General features: G+C 74.5%; 20 protein-coding genes. 11 read left to right on the top strand and 9 right to left on the bottom strand.

The features are described from left to right. Positions 1-50 precede the first annotated feature (50 nt). Complete coding sequence (locus tag D7147_RS29030) at positions 51-869, bottom strand: DUF3097 domain-containing protein (RefSeq protein WP_120683347.1); 819 nt, start codon at positions 867-869, stop codon at positions 51-53. Between the two features lie 264 nt (positions 870-1,133). Between D7147_RS29030 and D7147_RS29025 the strand changes: the two genes are divergently transcribed. Beyond that, positions 1,134-1,928 (top strand): hypothetical protein, encoded by a 795-nt coding sequence (locus D7147_RS29025; protein WP_120683345.1) that lies wholly within the window; start codon positions 1,134-1,136, stop codon positions 1,926-1,928. Between the two features lie 69 nt (positions 1,929-1,997). Here the strand turns inward: D7147_RS29025 and D7147_RS29020 are convergent, their stop codons facing one another. The 4 genes from D7147_RS29020 to fabG form a co-directional block, all read right to left on the bottom strand. Beyond that, complete coding sequence (locus D7147_RS29020) at positions 1,998-2,864, bottom strand: HAD-IIA family hydrolase (protein WP_199716527.1); 867 nt, start codon at positions 2,862-2,864, stop codon at positions 1,998-2,000. Continuing rightward, entirely contained in the window at positions 2,816-3,844 is a 1,029-nt protein-coding gene (locus D7147_RS29015; protein WP_120683341.1) for a ferrochelatase, read from the bottom strand. Before D7147_RS29015 ends, D7147_RS29020 begins: the two co-directional genes overlap by 49 nt. 89 nt (positions 3,845-3,933) lie before the next feature. Continuing rightward, the gene (gene fabI, locus D7147_RS29010) at positions 3,934-4,701 is read right to left on the bottom strand and encodes an enoyl-ACP reductase FabI (protein WP_120683338.1); all 768 of its coding nucleotides are present in this window, start codon (positions 4,699-4,701) and stop codon (positions 3,934-3,936) included. 33 nt (positions 4,702-4,734) lie between these two features. Then, positions 4,735-5,439, bottom strand: a complete 705-nt coding sequence (fabG, locus tag D7147_RS29005) for a 3-oxoacyl-ACP reductase FabG (protein WP_120683336.1) — start codon at positions 5,437-5,439, stop codon at positions 4,735-4,737. A gap of 158 nt (positions 5,440-5,597) precedes the next feature. On the opposite strand from fabG, the gene D7147_RS29000 reads away from it, so the two are divergent. The 5 genes from D7147_RS29000 (at position 5,598) to D7147_RS32535 (ending at position 10,083) form a co-directional block, all read left to right on the top strand. Continuing rightward, positions 5,598-6,827: a sensor histidine kinase gene (locus D7147_RS29000; RefSeq protein ID WP_120683334.1), complete on the top strand. Its 1,230-nt coding sequence runs from the start codon at positions 5,598-5,600 to the stop codon at positions 6,825-6,827. Then, positions 6,824-7,486, top strand: a complete 663-nt coding sequence (locus D7147_RS28995; protein ID WP_120683332.1) for a response regulator — start codon at positions 6,824-6,826, stop codon at positions 7,484-7,486. The genes D7147_RS29000 and D7147_RS28995 overlap by 4 nt, the downstream gene beginning before the upstream one ends. 95 nt (positions 7,487-7,581) lie before the next feature. Continuing rightward, positions 7,582-8,484 carry an alpha/beta hydrolase gene (locus tag D7147_RS28990; RefSeq protein WP_120683330.1) on the top strand — a complete coding sequence of 301 codons (903 nt, stop codon included), beginning with the start codon at positions 7,582-7,584 and terminating at the stop codon, positions 8,482-8,484. Then, on the top strand, positions 8,481-9,803 hold the full coding sequence (locus D7147_RS28985; protein ID WP_120683328.1) for an acyltransferase family protein: 1,323 nt from the start codon (positions 8,481-8,483) through the stop codon (positions 9,801-9,803). Before D7147_RS28990 ends, D7147_RS28985 begins: the two co-directional genes overlap by 4 nt. Before the next feature lie 130 nt (positions 9,804-9,933). After that, positions 9,934-10,083: a hypothetical protein gene (locus D7147_RS32535; RefSeq protein WP_158609406.1), complete on the top strand. Its 150-nt coding sequence runs from the start codon at positions 9,934-9,936 to the stop codon at positions 10,081-10,083. Between the two features lie 121 nt (positions 10,084-10,204). Here the strand turns inward: D7147_RS32535 and D7147_RS28980 are convergent, their stop codons facing one another. The 3 genes from D7147_RS28980 to D7147_RS28970 are packed head-to-tail and all read right to left on the bottom strand — an operon-like array spanning position 10,205 to position 13,232. Continuing rightward, complete coding sequence (locus D7147_RS28980; protein ID WP_120683326.1) at positions 10,205-11,155, bottom strand: VWA domain-containing protein; 951 nt, start codon at positions 11,153-11,155, stop codon at positions 10,205-10,207. Further along, a complete protein-coding gene (locus D7147_RS28975; protein ID WP_120683324.1) occupies positions 11,152-12,147 on the bottom strand; it encodes a DUF58 domain-containing protein in 996 nt (331 codons plus the stop codon). Before D7147_RS28975 ends, D7147_RS28980 begins: the two co-directional genes overlap by 4 nt. Next, a complete protein-coding gene (locus D7147_RS28970) occupies positions 12,126-13,232 on the bottom strand; it encodes an AAA family ATPase (protein ID WP_120683322.1) in 1,107 nt (368 codons plus the stop codon). Before D7147_RS28970 ends, D7147_RS28975 begins: the two co-directional genes overlap by 22 nt. A gap of 243 nt (positions 13,233-13,475) precedes the next feature. Between D7147_RS28970 and D7147_RS28960 the strand changes: the two genes are divergently transcribed. Genes D7147_RS28960 through D7147_RS28950 form a run of 3 tightly spaced genes read left to right on the top strand, consistent with a single transcriptional unit; the run spans position 13,476 to position 16,090 of the window. Continuing rightward, entirely contained in the window at positions 13,476-13,706 is a 231-nt protein-coding gene (locus tag D7147_RS28960) for a hypothetical protein (protein ID WP_120683320.1), read from the top strand. A gap of 22 nt (positions 13,707-13,728) precedes the next feature. Continuing rightward, entirely contained in the window at positions 13,729-14,289 is a 561-nt protein-coding gene (locus D7147_RS28955) for a PH domain-containing protein (protein WP_199716512.1), read from the top strand. Between the two features lie 43 nt (positions 14,290-14,332). Beyond that, entirely contained in the window at positions 14,333-16,090 is a 1,758-nt protein-coding gene (locus tag D7147_RS28950) for a PH domain-containing protein (protein ID WP_407663397.1), read from the top strand. 12 nt (positions 16,091-16,102) lie between these two features. Here D7147_RS28950 and D7147_RS28945 read toward each other — a convergent pair whose 3' ends face one another. Further along, positions 16,103-17,185: a phosphatase PAP2 family protein gene (locus tag D7147_RS28945; RefSeq protein ID WP_120683316.1), complete on the bottom strand. Its 1,083-nt coding sequence runs from the start codon at positions 17,183-17,185 to the stop codon at positions 16,103-16,105. A 159-nt stretch (positions 17,186-17,344) separates the two neighbouring features. Here D7147_RS28945 and D7147_RS28940 point away from each other — a divergent pair, with 159 nt between their 5' ends. Together D7147_RS28940 and D7147_RS28935 are read left to right on the top strand one after the other, a co-directional pair. Then, entirely contained in the window at positions 17,345-17,749 is a 405-nt protein-coding gene (locus D7147_RS28940) for a thioesterase family protein (protein ID WP_120683314.1), read from the top strand. Continuing rightward, positions 17,746-18,579 carry an MBL fold metallo-hydrolase gene (locus tag D7147_RS28935; protein ID WP_120683312.1) on the top strand — a complete coding sequence of 278 codons (834 nt, stop codon included), beginning with the start codon at positions 17,746-17,748 and terminating at the stop codon, positions 18,577-18,579. The genes D7147_RS28940 and D7147_RS28935 overlap by 4 nt, the downstream gene beginning before the upstream one ends. The last annotated feature ends 5 nt before the right edge of the window (positions 18,580-18,584 follow it).

Here is an 18,584-nt window from a genome sequence, read left to right as displayed (position 1 = left end):
CCGCAGGCGGCGCCGGGGCTCCAGTGACCGGCGCAGCCGAGGCCGGCGGCTCAGTCGGTCGCGGGCTCCGTGACGAAGTCGATCAGACGCTCCATCGCGTTGATGAGGGGCGTCTCCACGTCGGCGAAGCTGTCGACCCGGGACAGGATGTGCCGCCACATGTCGGCCGGTTCGGCCACGCCCAACGCGGCGCAGACCCCTTCCTTCCAGGGCCGGCCCGGCGGCACCACCGGCCACGCCGCGATACCGAGCGCGGCCGGCTTCACCGCCTGCCACACGTCGACGTACGGGTGGCCGGTCACGAGCACGTGCGGCGAGGTCACCTTCGCCACGATCCGGCTCTCCTTCGAACCCGGCACCAGGTGATCGACGAGCACACCGAGCCGTCGACCCGGCCCCGGGGCGAACGCGCGCACCTCCGCGTCGAGGGCGTCGATGCCGTCCAGCGGCTCGACCACCACCCCTTCGATGCGCAGGTCGTCGCCCCAGATCCGCTCGACCAACGCGGCGTCGTGCACACCCTCGACCCAGATCCGGCTCGCCTTCGCCACCTGCGCCTGCACGTTCTCCAGGGCGATCGAGCCGGACGCGGTACGGCGGCGCGGCGCGGGGGCCGGCGTCCGGACCGGGCGCCGCAGGGTCACCGCCTCCCCGTCGAGCAGGAACGCGGCCGGCAACAGCGGGAAGTTGCGTCGGCGACCGTGCCGGTCCTCCAGCACCACCGCACCGGACTCGAAGCCCACCACCGCGCCGCAGAACCCGGAGTCGGCGTCCTCGACCACCAGGTCGGGCTCCGCGTCGACCTCCGGTACGACCTTGCGCCGCCGCCAGTTCCCCGCCAACACGTCGCTCTCGTACCGCCGCGCCATGTGGATCACGCTAGCCGCCGCCCCGGCGCTCGACACGCCGACACACCGGCCCCGGCGCACGCCACCGGCCGGCACCACACCGTTCCCGGCGCGCCGTAGCACCGGACGACAGGGACGAAACGGTCCCGACGGTCCGGCATCAGCGCATGATCGACGGGACCTGACGGGTCGGCACGGAGGCGGCGAAGCGGGCAGTTCGGCGCAGGCCACGCCGCCGCACCGGCAGCCGAGACACAGCCGGTCGTCACCACGTACCCTTTCGGCATGTCCACCCCCGCAACGGGCGCGGCTACGCTGACGCCCCGCCGGTCGAGCCGGTTCGTTGCCTGGGTACGCGCGTGGCGCGCCGGGTTGGTGCCCTTCGACGAGGTCGCGGACGCGATCGCCGGTGTCGAGGAGCACCTGGTCGCGGACGCCCCCGGCACCTGGACCGACGTCCCGCTGGGCGAGGCGCTGCCCGTCCTGGCCAAGATGTCGCCTGACGAGATCCGTCTGGTGCTGCCCGCCCCCGGCGATCCGCGTGGGCTGCCCGGTCCGGGCGACTTCACCGGCGCTGCGCTCGTCGTCGGCGAGGCGGTGGTGGCCGGCAGCCTCGGGCTGATCCCGCAGGTGCGCTCGCACACCTCGGGCTCCGGCGACACCTTCGAGACCGTGCTCTGGCAGGTCTACCCGCTGCCGGCCAACGCGCCGGCGGCCTCGCTGACCCTCCCCGGCGCTGCCGAGGCGGAGGCCGAACTCGCCGCGGCGCTGGCCGAGACGACCGCCGCGCTGACCCGCCTCGACGTGGCGCAGTGGCGGCCCGAACTGGCCGGCGCGCTGGAGGCGTTGCGCCGCCCCGACGGCGCCACCGACCTGCCGCCCGGCTTCGACCCGCGCGCCCGCCGGCTCTTCGCTCGGGCCGCCGTCCTGGACCGGGTGCTCGCCCTGGCCGGTCACGCGGCTCCGGGCGGCGCGATCAACAACTACGAGGCCCAGCAGCGCGACGCCGCGCTGCGCCCGCTGACCACGGCGTGCCGGCAGGCCCTGGTGGCCGCCTGCAACGCCCCGCTGCGTCCCTGAGCGACGGCGACGGACTCTGCCGCAGAAGACGTGATCAGGATCCGCCGGGGCCGGTGCTGACCGGCCCGGTCAGATCTCGTCGATCAGGTCCGCCACCGAGTCGACGATGCGCGACGGGCGGTACGGGTAGCGCTCCGTCTCGGCCCGGGTGCTGATCCCGCTCAGCACGAGGATCGTCTCCAGACCGGCCTCCAGGCCGCACAGGATGTCGGTGTCCATCCGGTCGCCGATCATCGCGGTGCTCTCCGAGTGCGCGTTGATCGTGTTCAACGCCGAGCGCATCATCATCGGGTTCGGCTTGCCGACGAAGTAGGGCTCGATGCCGGTCGCCTTGGAGATCATCGCCGCGACCGAGCCGGCGGCGGGCAGCGCGCCCTCGACCGACGGACCGGTCACGTCGGGGTTCGTGCAGATGAACCGCGCCCCGTCGTTGATCAGACGGATCGCCTTGGTGATCGCCTCGAAGCTGTAGGTGCGGGTCTCCCCCAGCACCACGTAGTCCGGGGCGAAGTCGGTCAGCACGTACCCGACCGCGTGCAGCGCCGTGGTGAGCCCCGCCTCCCCGATGACGTACGCGGTGCCGCCCGGGCGCTGCTCGCCGAGGAACTGGGCGGTGGCCAGCGCCGACGACCAGATCGCCTCCTCCGGCACGTCCAGCCCCATCCGACTGAGCCGGGCCTGCAGGTCGCGCGGGGTGTAGATCGAGTTGTTGGTGAGCACCAGGAACGGCTTGCCGGAGGTGCGCAGCCGCTTGACGAACTCGGGCGCGCCGGGCACGGGCTGGCCTTCGTGCACCAGCACACCGTCCATGTCGGTGAGCCAGCTCTCCACGGGCTTACGGTCAAGCATCAGGTGCTCCCAGGGGATCGGTCGGGGGCGGATCGAGGTCAGGGGCGGCGCGGCGGTACGCAGCAGACCGCCGGGCAGGTGTCCCAGAGCGGCAGTTCGCCGAGGCGTCGGCGCAGCTTCGCCCCGTCCGGGTCGGTCCGCTCGGCGACGAGTTCCCGGACCATGGCGACGAAGCGCGGATCGACACCGGGAGTGGCCGCCCGGGCGAAGTCCAGCCCGAGCCGCTTCGCCGTCTGCCGCGCCTCCGTGTCCAGGTCCCAGACCACCTCGAGGTGATCGGAGACGAAGCCGATCGGGCTGACCACCACACTCGTGGTGCCCGCCTCGGCGAGCGCGGCCAGGTGATCGTTGACGTCCGGCTCCAGCCACGGCACCTGGGGCGGGCCCGAGCGGCTCTGCCAGACCAGGTCGTACGGAAGGTCGGGCGCGGCGGCCGCGGCCACCAGCCGGGCCGTCTCGCGCAGCTGCGCCTCGTAGCGGCCGCCGTGCGGACCGGCGCTGGCCGCCATGGAGATGGGCACCGAGTGCGCGGTGAAGACCAGCCGGGTGCTCTCCCGCTTCGCCGGGTCGAGCTGGCCGAGCGCGGCACGTACCGCGTCGGTGTGCGGCTCGACGAAGCCCGGGTGGTCCCAGAACTGGCGCAGCTTCTCGATCATGGGCGCGTCCGGGCCAACCGCGGCGCGGGCCGCGGCGAGGTCCTCCTGGTACTGGCGGCAGGAGGAGTAGCCGCCGTACGCGCTGGTGACGAAGGCGAGGGCGTTGGTGATCCCGTCGTCGCGCATCTGCGTCACGGTGTCGGCGAGCATCGGGTGCCAGTTGCGGTTGCCCCAGTAGACCGGAAGATCCACACCATTCGCGACGAAGTCGGCACGGATCGCCGCGAGCAGGTCGCGGTTCTGCTGGTTGATCGGGGAGACCCCGCCGAAGTGCTGGTAGTGCTCGGCGACCTCGGCCAGCCGCTCCGGCGGCACGTTACGACCCCGGGTGACGTTCTGCAGGAACGGCAGCACATCCTCGGGCCGCTCCGGCCCCCCGAAACCGACAAGTAGCACCGCGTCGTACGCCATGGCTCCCATTCTTCCCCGCGGCCCGACGCCGACGACGACGGCCCCGCCAACGGGTGCCCCCGGTCGCGGCGGGGGCACCCTACGCCCGGTCAGGCGCCGAGGGCGTGGTAGCCACCGTCGACGTGCACGATCTCGCCCGTGGTGGCCGGGAACCAGTCCGAGAGCAGCGCCAGGCACGCGCGGGCGGCCGGCTCCTGGTCGGTGAGGCTCCAGCCCAGCGGGGCGCGCTCGGTCCAGGCGTCCTCGAACTGCTCGAAGCCGGGGATCGACTTCGCGGCCATGGTGCGCAGCGGGCCGGCCGAGACGAGGTTGCTGCGGATGCCCTGCTTACCGAGGTGCATCGCCAGGTAACGGGAGGCGGACTCCAGCCCGGCCTTGGCCACGCCCATCCAGTCGTAGACCGGCCAGGCCTTCGTCGCGTCGAAGGTGAGGCCGACCACCGCGCCGCCCGGGGACATCAGCGGCAGCGCCGCCACCGCCAGGGACTTGTAGGAGTACGTCGAGACGTGGACCGCGGTGGCCACGTCCTCCCACGGCGCGTCGAGGAAGCCGCCACCGAGGCAGCTCTGCGGGGCGAAGCCGATCGAGTGAACCACCCCGTCCAGGCCGTCGACGTGCTCGCGCACCTTGTCGGCGAGTCCGGCGAGGTGCTCGGTGTTCGTCACGTCGAGTTCGATCACCGGGGCCGGCTCGGGCAGCCGCTTGGCGATCCGCTCCACCAGGGAGAGCCGTCCGAAGCCGGTCAGCACGACCTGGGCCCCGTTCTCCTGCGCGAGCTTCGCCACCGAGAAGGCGATCGAGGCGTCGGTGATGACGCCGGTGACCAGCAGCCGCTTACCGGCCAGCAGTCCGGACATGCCGGGTTCCTCCGTCCTGTGTGGTGATCGGGGTCAGTGGCCCATGCCCAGGCCACCGTCGACCGGGATCACGGCGCCGGACACGTAGCCGGCGCCGTCCCCGGCGAGCCAGGTGACCACGGACGCGACCTCGTCCGGGTGGGCCATCCGGCCGGCCGGGATCGACTTGCGGATCTCCGCCTTGCGCTCGTCGGAGAGCACGGCCGTCATGTCCGTGTCGATGAAGCCCGGCGCCACCACGTTCGCGGTGATGTTGCGGCTGCCCAGCTCGCGGGTGATCGAGCGGGCCACCCCGACCAGGCCGGCCTTGCTGGCCGCGTAGTTCACCTGACCGGCGCCGCCGGCGAGGGCGACCACCGAGGAGACGAAGATCATGCGGCCCCACCGGGCGCGGAGCATCTTGGTCGAGGCGCGCTTCGCGCAGCGGAAGGCACCGGTCAGGTTGGTGTCGAGCACCTTGGTGAACTGCTCCTCGGACATCCGCAGGAGCAGCGTGTCGTCGGTCATGCCGGCGTTGGCGACCAGCACCTCGACCGGCCCGAGCTCCGCCTCGATCGCGGTGAAGGCGGCCTCCACCGACTCGGCGTCGGTGACGTCGCAGCGCACACCGAAGAAGCCCGCGGGGGCCTCCCCGCTGCGGTAGGTCACCGCCACCCTGTCGCCCTGCTTGGCGAAGGCCTGCGCGACGGCCAGTCCGATCCCCCGGTTACCACCGGTCACCAGCACGGTACGGGCCACGATTCCCCCTTGCGACGTCGCGAGCGCGGACGGGACGGAGCCTAGGCGTTACCGGCAGGTAAGCGCTAACCGGAGTGCCGTGTCACACCTGGGTACGACCCACGGAGTGGCTCCGTGGGGGCACGACCGGAACACCCCGTCGAACTACGCTGCGTGGGATGGATCGCAGTCCCGTCCGCACCGCCGTGGCGGCCCTCCGCCGCGCCGTGGCCGGGCCGGACTACCCCGCGCTCCGCCCGCCGCTGCGGCGCTGGCCCCGCGTGGCCGCCGTCGCGCGGACCGTCGGGCTGCTGGCGCTGGTCGGGTTGGCGCTGATCACCGTGTTGTTCCTGCTCGAATCGCGGAAGCTGACCGTCGGCACCGCCTGGCTGATCGCGATCCTCACCGTCGCGCCGCTGCCGCTGCTGCGGACCCGTCCGCTCTGGGCCTGGCGGGTCATGTTCGTCGGGCAGCTGTTCGGCACCTTCAACCGGAAGTCGACGGAGGCCTGGCCGTGGAACCCCACCCAGGTCCTCGTCATCCTCGTCGTGTTGATCGTCGTGGCCGCCCGGGTCGACCGCGCCGTGCTGGTCTGGATCGGCCTGTTCAGCCTCATCCCGGTCTGGATCTTCGTCCCACCGGCCAACCAGGTCGCCATCATCCTGCTCTTCGTCGTGCTGCTCATCGTCGGCGACCTGGTGCGGCACAACACGCACGCCCGGCGGGCGCTGGCCGAGCAGGCCGAGCTGAGCGAGCTGGAGAAGGCCCGGCGGGCGGTGCTGGAGGAGCGCACCCGGATCGCCCGGGAGATGCACGACGTGGTCGCCCACCACATGTCGATGATCGCCGTGCAGGCCGAGACCGCTCCGTACCGGCTCGACGCGGTGCCCGGCCCGGCACGCGACGAGTTCGCCGCCATCGCCGACTCCGCCCGCGCCGCGCTGACCGACATGCGGCGGCTGCTCGGCGTGCTGCGCAGCGAGACGGAGCAGGCCGGCACCGCGCCACAACCCGACCTCCCGGAGCTGCCCGCCCTGGTGGCGGCCGCCCAGCGCGCCGGCATGACGGTCACCCTCGACGACGGCGCGCCGGCCGACCTGCCGGCACCGGTCGGGCTGGCCGCGTACCGGATCGCGCAGGAGGGGCTGGCCAACGCGGCCCGGCACGCCGCCGGCGCAGCGGTGCGCGTCACGCTGCGCGCCCACGACGGACGGTTGACGGTACGGGTGTCGAACGCCGCCGGCGGCGCGCCGGCCGCAGCGGACCGGGCGGGCGGCGGGCACGGGCTGACCGGCATGCGGGAACGCGCCGTCGCCCTCGGCGGTACGTTCACCGCCGGGCCCCTCGACGACGGCGGCTACGCGGTCGAGGCGGTGCTGCCGTACGCCGACGAGGAGGAGACGTCATGATCCGGGTGCTGATCGCCGACGACCAGGCGATGGTGCGGCAGGGCTTCGGCGCGCTGCTCGCCGCCCAGCCGGATCTGCTGGTGGTCGGCGACGCGGCGGACGGCGCGCAGGCGGTCGCCGCCACCCGGCGGCTCGACCCCGACGTGGTGCTGATGGACGTCCGGATGCCGGTGCTGGACGGGCTGGCCGCCACCCGCAAACTGCTCGGCGACGGGCCCGCGCAGCGGCCCCGGGTGCTCATCCTCACCACCTTCGACCTGGACGACTACGTCTACGAGGCGCTCCGCGCCGGGGCGAGCGGCTTCCTGCTCAAGGACGCGCCGGCCGCCGACCTGGTGCACGCGGTGCGGGTGGTGGCCGGCGGAGACGCCCTGCTCGCCCCGGCGGTGACCCGCCGGCTGATCGCCGAGTTCGCGGCCCGCCCGGAGCGACACCGGCCCCGCCCCACCGAGCTGGCCGCGTTGACGCCGCGCGAGACCGAGGTGCTGCGGCTGATCGCCCGCGGCCGGTCCAATCAGGAGATCGCCACCGACCTGGTCGTCGCCGAGCAGACCGTGAAGACGCACGTGGGCCGCATCCTCATGAAGCTGCACCTGCGGGACCGGGCGCAGGCGGTGGTGCTGGCGTACGAGACCGGTCTGGTCGCCGCCGGCGAGTAGCCCCGCAGTATCGGGGCGGGAATCCCACCCCAGGCTGACGCTCGCCCCGCTCTCCCCCGTGCACTCTCCCCTCCGACAACCGGAGGGAGAACACGATGCGTTGGACCGACCCCACCCGAGCCGCGCTCGCCGTCCTGCTCGGCGCCGGCCTGCTCCTCGGCCGACCGGCGCCCGGCACGGCGGCGGGCTTCGTCGAGGCGTACCCGGTCACCGCGGCGGCGATGCGCGCCGCCGGCCCGCCGTACGCCGACTGGGCGGCCCAGGGACGGCGGTTCCTGGTCTTCGACCCCCGTGGTGACGGCCGCGCCGTCGAGGTCCTGGGCGACCTGGACACGGCCGACCGCATCGCGGTGCTGGTGCCGGGAGTGGGCACCACGCTGCCCGACTTCGATCGGGGACTGGGCGGGATCGCCCGACGCGCCCTCGCCGGGCAGGCCCGTGCGCTGCACGAAGCGGTGCGGGCAGCGGATCCGGGCGCCCGGGTGGCGGTACTGGCCTGGCTCGGCTACGACGCGCCGGACGGTGTGCTCGCCGCTGCCGGCCCGGCCCCCGCCCACCGGGGCGCCGCCGCGCTGCGGGCGACGCTACGCGGGCTGGCCGCACAGCACCCGTCGGCCACGGTGACGGTGGTGGGGCACAGCTACGGCGCGCTCGTCGCCGGGCTGGCCGTCGACCACGCGCCGGCCCAGGTCACCGACGTGGTCACCCTCGGCGGGGTCGGCACCGGAGTGGATCGGGCCGCCGGGCTCGGCCCGGGCCGACGGATCTGGGCGGCGGAGGCCCCGGACGACTGGATTCGTCGGGTACCACCGGTGCGGCTGCCCGGCCTCGGACACGGCCGACGCCCCGCCGACCCGGACTTCGGCGCCCGTGCCCTGCCCGCCGCCGACGTGCACGGGCACGACGGTTACCTCGTCCCGGGCACCAGCACGCTGGCCGCGGTGGCGGCGGTCGTGCTCACCGGAGCCGCCGCCGGCCCGACCGGGGTGGCCCGATGACCCGGGACTGGCCCGTCGACGCGCTGCGCGGGTACGCCGTGGCCGCCGTGGTGCTCGGGCACTGGCTGGTGACCGGTCTGGTGCTCACCGACGACGGGTCCCTCGGACAGGCCAGCCCGCTCGCCGCGATGCCCGCCCTCGCACCGGCGACCTGGGTGCTGCAGGCGCTCGGCCTCTTCTACTTCACCGCCGGGTACGCCTCCGCGCGGTCGGCCGCCCGGTACCGGGGCGGCCAGGGCCGCTGGCTCGCCCGCCGCCTGCGCCGGCTGGTGCTGCCCGCCGTCGCGCTGCTCGGCAGCGGTGCCGCGGTGCTGCTGGCGGCGACCGTGGCCGGTGTCCCGGACCGCACGCTCGCCGTCGCGCTGACCCTCGCGGTGAGTCCCCTGTGGTTCCTGCTGCCACTCTGCGCCCTGGTGGCGCTGACCGGCCCGCTGCGGGCGGCCGTACGCCGGTGGGGGCCGTGGTGGTGCGTCGTGCCGGCGGTCGCCGCGGTGGCCGGCGCCGACCTGGCCGACCGACTGCTGCCGGCGGTCGACGGTCTGCTGCCGGTGCGTCTGTTGGCCGCCTGGGCGGTGCCCTACCTGCTCGGCCTGGCGTACGCCGACGGGCGGCTCACCGGCCGCAGACCGGCGGCCGCGCTGGCGGCCTGCGGCGTGGGGACGGTCGCCGCCCTGATCTCGGCCGGATACCCGGCCAGCGCCGTCGGGGTGCCCGGGGCGGCGATGTCCAATTTGAACCCGCCCTCGCTGTTCGCGGTCGGCCTGGCGGTCACCCAGATCGGGCTGGGGCTGCTCGCCCGCCCGGTACTGCTGCGACTCGCCCGCCGGCCGCGGCCCGCCCGGGCGGTCGAGGTGGTGAACCGGTACGCGCTGCGGATCTACCTCTGCCACCAGCCCGTCCTGGTCGGGGTCACCGCGCTCGCGGCGCACGTCGGCGGAGCGCTGCCCGGGCTGCACACCGCCCCGGACGGCCCGCGCTGGTTACTGGCCCGCGCGGGTTGGCTGCCGCTGCTCGTCCTGGTGCTGGCGGCGCTCGTCCACCGGCGCTCGGTGGGCCCGGCCACCTCGACCCGGCCGGGGGGCCGTCGGCGCTCGGTAGACCCCGCCACCTCGACCTCTCCGGGCGGCTCCCGGCGCCCGGCGGGCCCCGCCACCTCGGCCCGGCCGGTGGGCCGGCCGGAGGCACCCGCCGGATGTGAGCCTCTCTCCGCCCGGGTATATGATGTTCATCGTTCCGAGCCCCGCCGACCGCAGGAGGTGATCGCTGTGCGAGATAGCGATCCTCCCAGTCGTGGCCGGGCCGATCGTCAGCCCCGCTGAGCCACGGCTTCAGCAGGTGAGCTGACCCAGCTTCGCTCCCGCACGTCACACACCCGGCTCTCCGGTCGGGGTGACGTCGTGTGCCGCCCGTCGTCCGAGGCGGCCGGGAGCCCCCCGGTCACGAGTTCGTGTGCGCGTCCTGACCCACCCGACCGCCCCGGCGCGCCCGAGGCTGTCCAGTCGCCACTCGGAGTCGACCATGAGCCGTTACGTCGCCCCGCTGGGGTTCACCCTCGCCGCCGTCTGGGTGGCGGTCCTCTTCGTCCTCGCCGGGCGCTGATCGATCACGCTCGCCGGGCACCGACCGATCACGTCGGCGTTCGCGCACCGCTCCTCGACCCGCCGTGCTCGTGGTCGGCCGAGACACAACCGTCCCGGCCGATCACGAGGGCGGCCGGCCGTCACAGCATCCGGGACGACCAGAGCAGGCTCAGCGCCCCGGCGCAGAGCGCGAGCAGCAGCGCGACACCCGCGTACCACTGGGTGATCTCCCGAGGCTCCGTCCGGAACCCGATCGAGCTGCCCATGTCCTGGTAGACCTGCTTCAGTTCGGTCACCGAGGCCGCCTCGTAGAAGTAGCCCTCGGTCGTCTCGGCCAGCTCCGCCAGGGCCAACCGGTCCACCGGCACCCGTTGCAGCTGCCCGCCGATGTCCACCTGCCCGCCGTCGGTGCCGAAGGCGATGGTGGAGACCGGCACGTTCGCCGCCTGCGCGGCCGCGGCCGCCTCCTCCACGGCGCGCCCCGCGGTGCGGTAGCCGTCGGAGAGCAGCACGATCCGGGCCGGCGGGATGCCGGCGGCACCGTCGGCGGGCACCGAGCGGATCGCCTCCAGGCTGGTGAAGACGGCCTCCCCGGTGGCGGTCGCCTCGGCGAGCACCAGCCCGTCGATCGCGCCGGTCACCGCGCCCCGGTCCTTGGTCGGCGGCACCAGCACGTTCGCCGACTTCGCGAAGGAGACCAGCCCCAGGTTGTAGCTCTCCGGCAGCTCGTCGACGAACTGCTTCGCCGCCTCCTGGGCGGCCTCCAGCCGGTTCGGCGCCACGTCGTCGGCCTGCATCGACAGCGACACGTCGATGGCGAGCATGACGGTCGCCCGCTCCAGCGGCTCCTTGGTGTCCACGGCCGGCCGGGCCAGCGCGGTGGCGAGTACGAGCAGGCAGAGCAGGAACGCGGTCGCCGGCACGTGCCGACGCCAGCCGAGGCCCTTCGGCGCGAGGGTGCGCAGCAGCTCCACGTTGGTGAAGCGCATCGCGTACGCGCGGCGGTTCAGCTGCCGCCACACGTAGAACGCGGCGAGGGCGAGCACCGGCAGCACAGCCAGCAGCCACCACGGTTGCACAAAACGGATCATCGTGTCGTCCCTCGGGTGCGGGTGTGCCGCTGCGCGGCCACGAAACGCACCATGTCCAGCAGCCAGTCTCGGTCGGTACGCAGGCGAAGATGCGCCGCCCCGGCGCCCCGTAGCGCGGCGGAGATCTCCGCGCGCTGGGCGGCGGCCGCCTCGGCGTAACGGTGGCGCAGCCGCGGGTCGGCCGTCTGCACCTCGTGCAGCTCGCCGCTCTCCGGGTCGACCACCGGCAGTACACCCACGTCGGGCAGCTCCAGCTCACGCGGGTCGACCACCTCGACGGCCAGCACGTCGTGACGTACCCGCAGCTTGCGCAGCGGCCGGCTCCACTGCGCGGGCGGGGCGAGGAAGTCGGAGACGACCACCGCCAGACCACGCCGGCGGGGCGGCCGGTTCAGCATCTCGATCAGGGCGCCCAGGTCGCTGCGGCCCGGCCTCAGTTCGGTGCCGGCGACCGCGCGGAGCAGGCCCTGGGCCTCCCGGCGCCCGGACCGGGCGGGCATCCGGGTCAGTACACCGGGACCGGCGGGTGGTGGACCGCCGCGACGTCGACCGGCGGGCGCCGCCCCGGCTCCGGTGCCGATCACCGCGCCGACCCGGTTGCCGCCGCGCACGGTCAGGTGGGCCATCGCGGCCACGGTGGCCACCACCACGTCCCGCTTCAGCCACCTCCCGGTGCCGAAGTCGAGGCTCGCGGAGAGGTCCACCGCCAGCCACGTCTCCAGCTCCCGGTCGGCGACGGTCCGTCGGACGTGCGCGGTGGTGGTACGCGCGGTCACCGGCCAGTCCATCCGGCGTACGTCGTCGCCGGGGCGGTACTCACGCGACTCCCCCGCCTCGCTGCCGGGGCCGGGCAGCAGTCCCACGTAGTCGCCCTGCAGGAGCCCGTCGAGCTTGCGGGTGACCAGCAGTTGGAGGCGGGAGAGGACGGCCTCCGACCGGTCGGCGGGGGCGGGACGAGGGGTGGCTGAGGTCACGGGTGCTGCCCGGGCCATCCGGCGGCCGGGGGCGGCGCGACGGGCGTCGGCGTCGCCTGCTGTCTCGGCGCCACCGAGGGCAGCGGGATGGTGGCCATCACGCGGTGGACGATGTGGTCGGCCGGTACGTCGTCGGCGAGCGCGTCGTAGCTGAGGACCAGCCGGTGGCGCAGGATGTCCGGCGCGATGTCCTGCACGTCCTGGGGCAGCGCGTAGTCCCGGCCGCGGAGCAGCGCCAGCGCCCGGCTGGCCCGGACCAGCCCGAGCGAGGCGCGCGGGCTGGCACCGTACTGGATGAGCTGCGCGACGTCCGGCATGCCGTGCTCGGCCGGGGTTCGGGTGGCGAGCACCAGCCGGACCGCGTAGTCGACCAGGGCGTTGTGCACGAAGACCTGGTCCGCCTTGCGTTGCAGCGTGACGAGGTCGGTGGCGCTGAACACCGGCGTCGGTTCCGGCGCGGCCACCCCCATCCGGTAGACGATCTCCCGTTCCTCGGCGTCGGTGGGGTAGCCGACCACGATCTTCATGAGGAAGCGGTCCCGCTGCGCCTCCGGCAGCGGGTAGACACCCTCCTGCTCGATCGGGTTCTGGGTGGCCATCACCAGGAACGGGTCCGGCACCCGGTGGGTCTCCCCACCGATCGAGACCTGCCGCTCGCTCATCACCTCGAGCAGCGCCGACTGCACCTTGGCCGGCGCCCGGTTGATCTCGTCGGCGAGCAGGAAGTTCACGAAGACCGGACCGAGTTCGGTGTCGAACTTCTCGCTCGACTGCCGGTAGATGCGGGTGCCCATGATGTCGGCCGGCACCAGGTCGGGGGTGAACTGCACCCGCGCGAACGAACCTCCGACGACCTTGGCGAGGGTCTCCACGGCGAGGGTCTTGGCCACCCCGGGCACCCCTTCGAGCAGGCAGTGACCGCGGGCGAGGAGCGCGACGACCATCCGCTCCACCATCCGGTCCTGCCCGACGATCACCCGCTTGATCTCGAAGAGCGCCCGTTCGAGCAGGGTCGCGTCCTCGGCGGGGGTGGTCACCGGCGCGGGCGCCTGCGGTGCTGTTCCGTTCGGCGTCGGGGCGTCGGGCGTGGTCGGCTGGGCCACCGGTCCTCCACAGCATGATCGGTTGTCGCGGCGTGGTGCGTGTCAAGACTCGCATGCCCGGCTGAGTACCGAGGTGGGGAGAAGGCGATTTCCGCCACCGCGTCCTGAGCGACCGGATCGCCACCTTCGGGGTGGACAGAAAGGGCACCGGCGCGTGTACGATTCACCCGTCGCCGGGCGGCTCCCCCCGTGGCCGCCCGGCGCTCAACCTCTCTCTCCCGTCGCCACCCTAGACTGGCCGGGATGAGCACTCCCTTCCCCACCGACGAGCCGCTGATCTGCTCGGCCAAGGGATGCCACGCGCCCGCGACGTGGGAGCTGCGGTGGAACAATCCCCGACTGCACGACCCCGACCGGCGCAAGACGTGGCTCGCCTGCCCCGCGCACCGCGAGACGCTCGGCGACTTTCTCGACGCACGCGGCTTCCTGCGTGCGGTCGTACCACTGGCCGGATCGCCTACGCTCGAAGCGTGAGCGCGCAGAACGGAACACCCCGGTGAGCGCCGCGGAGTCCCACCAGCCGCCGGCCGTGCCGGGCCCCCTCCCGTCCGGGCCGGGCCGACCGTCGGCGGGACCGCTGGAGCCGTGGCCGGAGACCGTCCGCTGGCAGCCGATCTCCCGGGACCTGATCTGGGTCGAGTTGCTCCGGCTCGCCGCCGTGCTGGCGGTCGTCGGGGTGGGCGTGGTGATCGGCTGGGTCCTCAGCGGGCACTGGATCTTCGGGCTCGCCCTCGCGGTCGTCCTGCTGCTGGGGGTGGGTCGCGCCGTCTCGATCGTCCGCGCGGTCGGGGCCTGGGGCTACGCCGAGCGCTCCGACGATCTGCTGGTGCGGCACGGGCTGCTGGTCCGGCGGCTCTCCATCGTCCCGTACGCCCGGATGCAGTTCGTCGACGTCAGCGCCGGGCCGCTGGAGCGCGCCTTCGACCTCGCCACCGTCCAGCTGCACACCGCCGCGGCGGCGAGCGACGCACGGGTGCCGGGGTTGCGGCCGGCCGAGGCGTCCCGGCTGCGCGACCGGCTCACCGCCCTGGGCGAGGATCGGGCGGAGGGGCTGTGATCGTCCACTCCGGCCCGTGGCCGGTCGCCCCGGAGCGCGCCCGATGAGCGACGGACCGGCCGAGCCGGCCGCCCGCCCACCCGCGCCGCCCCCCGAGCCGCCGCCCGCCGGCACGCCGGCCCCGCCGGTGCCGACGGCACCACCGGCATCCGCACCCGCAGCTCCGCCGACGACATACCCCGCCGCCCCGCCATACCCGAGCGCGCCGTACCCCGGCGCTGCGCCGTACCCGGATGCCCCGCCCTACCCCGGTCCCCCGCCCCACCCGGGCGCTCCGCAGTACCCGGGCGCGCCGCAGTACCCCGGTGGTCCGCAGTACCCGGGCGCGCCGCAGTACCCGGGCGCGCCGTCGTACCCCGGGTCGGCGCCGTACCCCGGCGGAACCTGGCCCGCGGGGCCCTACGGCCCGCCGCAGCCGGCCGGGCCGGGCGGGTACGTCCGACCCGGTCCGCCGGCCTGGAGCAACCCGGTGGAGCCCCGGCAGCGACTGCACCCGCTGAGCCCCGCCCTGCACGGCGCCAAGTCGCTCGTCGTGGTGATCGCCGGCCTCTCCTGGTCGACCCTGTCCCGGGTGGGCTTCGGCTGGTTCGCCGCGCTGGTGGTCGCGCTGGCCCTCGGGGCGACCGTGCTCTCGATCATCAGCTGGTACAACACCGGCTACCACGTGGTCGGCCGGGAGCTGCGGGTGTACGAGGGGTTGCTCTGGCGGCGTACCCGCGCGATCCCGCTGGAGCGGTTGCAGGCCGTCGAGGTGGTCCGGCCGCTGCTCGCCCAGCTGACCGGGCTGGCCGAGCTACGACTGGAGGTGGTCGGCGGCGGCAAGACCGAGGCGCCGCTGGCGTACCTCACCGTGGCCGACGCGGCCGGGCTGCGGGCCCGACTGCTGGCCCTCGCCGGCCAGGCCGGGCAGCCCGCGGTCGCGCCGACCCCCGGCGAAGCGGTAGCCGCTCCGGCCGAGCCGGTCACCACGGCGACCCAGGTGCCGCCCGGCCGGGCGCTGCACACCGTGCGCAACAACGATCTGCTGGTCAGCCAGCTGCTCACCCCGCAGGCGTTCCTGCTGCCGTTCGGCGTGGCGTTCGTGGTGGTGCAGTTCCTCTCCGAGGACTCCTGGTCGTTCATCGCGGTGGCGAGCACGCTCACCGCGATGGCCGGGGTGGTGCTGCAACCCGTCCGCCGGGTCCTCGACGACTGGAACTTCCGGATCGCGCGCGACGACGGGACGCTGCGGGTACGCAACGGCCTACTGGAGACCCGGGCGCAGACCGTCCCGCTGCACCGGGTGCAGACCGTACGGGCCACCTGGCCGCTGCTCTGGCGGATGAAGGGCTGGCTGCGGCTGCGGTTGGAGGTGGCCGGCTACTCGGTCGGCGAGGGCGACGAACGCAACCGTCCGGACCGGCTGCTGCCCGTCGGCGACCTGCGCACCGCCGAGTTGATCGTGGGCGAGGTGCTGCCCGGGGTACGCCTGACCGGGCTGCCGCTCACCCCACCGCCGTCGCGGGCCCGCTGGCTGCACCCCCTCGGGCGCAACGCCCTCGGCGCCGGGCTGCACGAACGGGTCGTGGTGGTCCGCTCCGGGCTGCTCACTCGGCAGCTGACCGTCGTGCCGTACGCCCGGATCCAGAGCGTGCGCGTGGTGCAGGGGCCGCTGCAGCGCTGGTTGCGGCTCGCCACCGTGCACGCGGACACCGCCGGCGGTTCGGGTGCGGCGGCCGAGTCCCGTGACGTCGCCGAGGCGTGGGCGCTCGCCGCCGAGCTGGCCGCGCGCACGCACGCCGCCCGCCGGGTCACCGGCTGACCGGAAACCGGCTCAGCCGGTGATCCGGACCTGGGCCGGGTCGGCGGCCGGCGCGGCGTCGCCGGCCGGCGGCTTCCCAGCGGCCGGACGGTCGTCGGTCGGCGTCGGGCCACCGCCCGTCGCCGGAGCATCGGCCGGTCCCCGGCGGGCCCGTCGGGCGGCCCACCATCGCTCGGCCAGACCGACGACGAGGAACGTCACCCCGACGTACGCCCAGCCGACCAGCACGTCGATCACGTAGTGCTCGCCCGAGTAGACCAGGGTGAAGGTCATCGCCAGCGGGTAGGCCAGCAGCAGCGGCCACCAGCGCTTGCGGGTGGACGTCAGGAAGAACAGCACCACGAAGAGCGCCCAGGCGGTGTGCAGCGACGGCATCGCGGCCACCGGGTTCGAGGCGATCTGGCCGGCGTTGAGCAGGTTGCCGGCGCCGTGCATGCCGAACTCCTTCCACCCCCGGGTGGAGATGCGGGCCACCTCCTCGATCAGGCCGTTCTGCGCGGCCCACCACGGCGGGGCCGCCGGGTAGAGGAAGTAGGTGACCAGCCCCGCGGCGCAGAGGAAGCCCCAGCGCCGCATGTACGCCCCCCAACGCGCCCGGTTGCGCAGCCAGAGCACCGCGGCGGCGCTGAGCGCGACCACGAAGTGGGAGAAGTAGACCCAGCTGGCCGCGACGTCCCACCACTGCACCTCGGGCCGGTACAGGTGCTGCTGGAGCCAGATGGTGGGCACCTGCCCGCCCGTCGCCCAGCCGAACATGAAGCGGTCGGCGGCGACCAGCTCGTACGCGTGTGGGGTGGCGCCGTTGTCCGCGAAGCCGCGGGAGAGGTTGTACACGGCGAAGAGCAGCACCACCGGCACCCAGTCCCGGGCGAACCGCAGGTGGCTGCGCCAGGGCCGGGACGAGTGCCAGGCGATCGTGGCCGCCCAGATCCAGAGGAACGCGTACGCCGGGTCGGTGGGGAGCCCGATCAGGAGCCAGCCGGCGACGAAGGCCACCGCCCAGATCGTCATGGCGACCAGGCGGCGACGCCCGCCGTCCGGCGGCGGGGACGGGTCGGTCCGGGCGGGGGGCTGGGGGTCAGTCACGACGGCCATCGCGGTCAAGGTTAACGGCGGGCGGGACATCGACCGACGCCAGCCACCAGCGCGTCGGCGCAGCCGGTCGCCGGACCCGGGCGGAGGGCGTCGGCCTCCGGGGCCGTCCGCCCGTCGCGGGCATGGCCCCCGAGCCGCCCGGCACCTAGGCTGTGGGCCATGCAGGAACAGCCCGAGCCCGGTATCGCGCCGGGGCTGAGCGCCCGGGTGGAGTTGACCGTCACCGACGCGGACACCGCGCAGGCGGTCGGCTCGGGGGACGTGCCGGTGCTGGGCACGCCCCGCGTCCTGGCGCTCGCCGAGGCGGCGACGGTGGCCGCGACCGCCCGGAGCCTGCCGGCCGGCATGACGACCGTGGGGATCCGCGTCGAGCTCGACCATCGGGCCGCCACCCCGGTCGGGGGGCGGGTGCAGGCGCAGGCCCGGCTCGCCGAGGTCGACGGGCGGCGGCTGGTGTTCGAGGTGCGGGTGACCGACGGCGAGGAGGTGGTGGCCGACGGGCGCGTGGAGCGGATGCTCGTCGACCGCCGGCGCTTCGTGGAGCGGGTGACCCGCACCGCATGACCGGCAGCTTCGTCGAGGTCGCCGACGGGGTGCACGTCCTCAACGAGCCGGTGCTCGACGTCAACGTCACGCTCGTCGTCGGCGACGGCGCCGCCCTGCTCGTCGACACGCTCTCCACCGCCGGTCAGGCCGCCGAACTCGCCGCCGCCGCCCGGGCGGTGACGACCGCCGGGTGGACGGTGGTGAACACCCACCGCCACTTCGACCACTGCTTCGGCAACGCGGTCCTCGCGGCGGCCCCGCCCCGCCCGGTCTACGCGCACGAGCGGGTGACCACCGCGCTGCGGGAGCACCCGGACCGGCTGCGCCGGGAGGCGTACGACGAGGTGTCGGCCGACTGGCCGGCGCTCGCCCCCGGGCTGGCCGACACCGTGCTGCTCGCCCCGACCCACTCGGTGCGCGTGGAGACGGTGTTGGACGTGGGCGGCCGGCGGGTGCTGTTGCGTCACCCCGGCCCCGGCCACACCGACGGCGATCTGGTGGTGCACGTGCCCGACGCGGCGGTGCTGGTCGCCGGGGACCTGGTCGAGGAGAGCGGGCCGCCCGCGTTCGAGGACGCGTACCCGCTGCGCTGGCCGGACGCGGTGGCCGACCTGTTGCGGTTGTGCACAGCGGCGACGGTGGTGATCCCCGGGCACGGCCGGCCGGTGGGCGTGGAGTTCGTCCGGAGCCAGCACCGGCAGCTCACGGAGTTGGCCGGGCTGATCCGGGAGGGGTATCGCGACGGGGTCGCCCCGGAACGGCTCGCGGTCGACGCCCCGTTCGGCCCGGAGGCCGCGCTGACGGCGATCCGCCGGGGCTACGCCGAACTCGACGCCACCGGCGGCTGAGCGGG

Origin of the sequence: Micromonospora musae (assembly GCF_003626545.1) — a bacterium.
In the GTDB taxonomy this organism is placed as follows: Bacteria; Actinomycetota; Actinomycetes; order Mycobacteriales; family Micromonosporaceae; genus Micromonospora; species Micromonospora musae.
The sequence above is the reverse complement of the archived record's forward strand: the minus strand, read 5'-3'. Positions and strand labels throughout refer to the sequence as shown.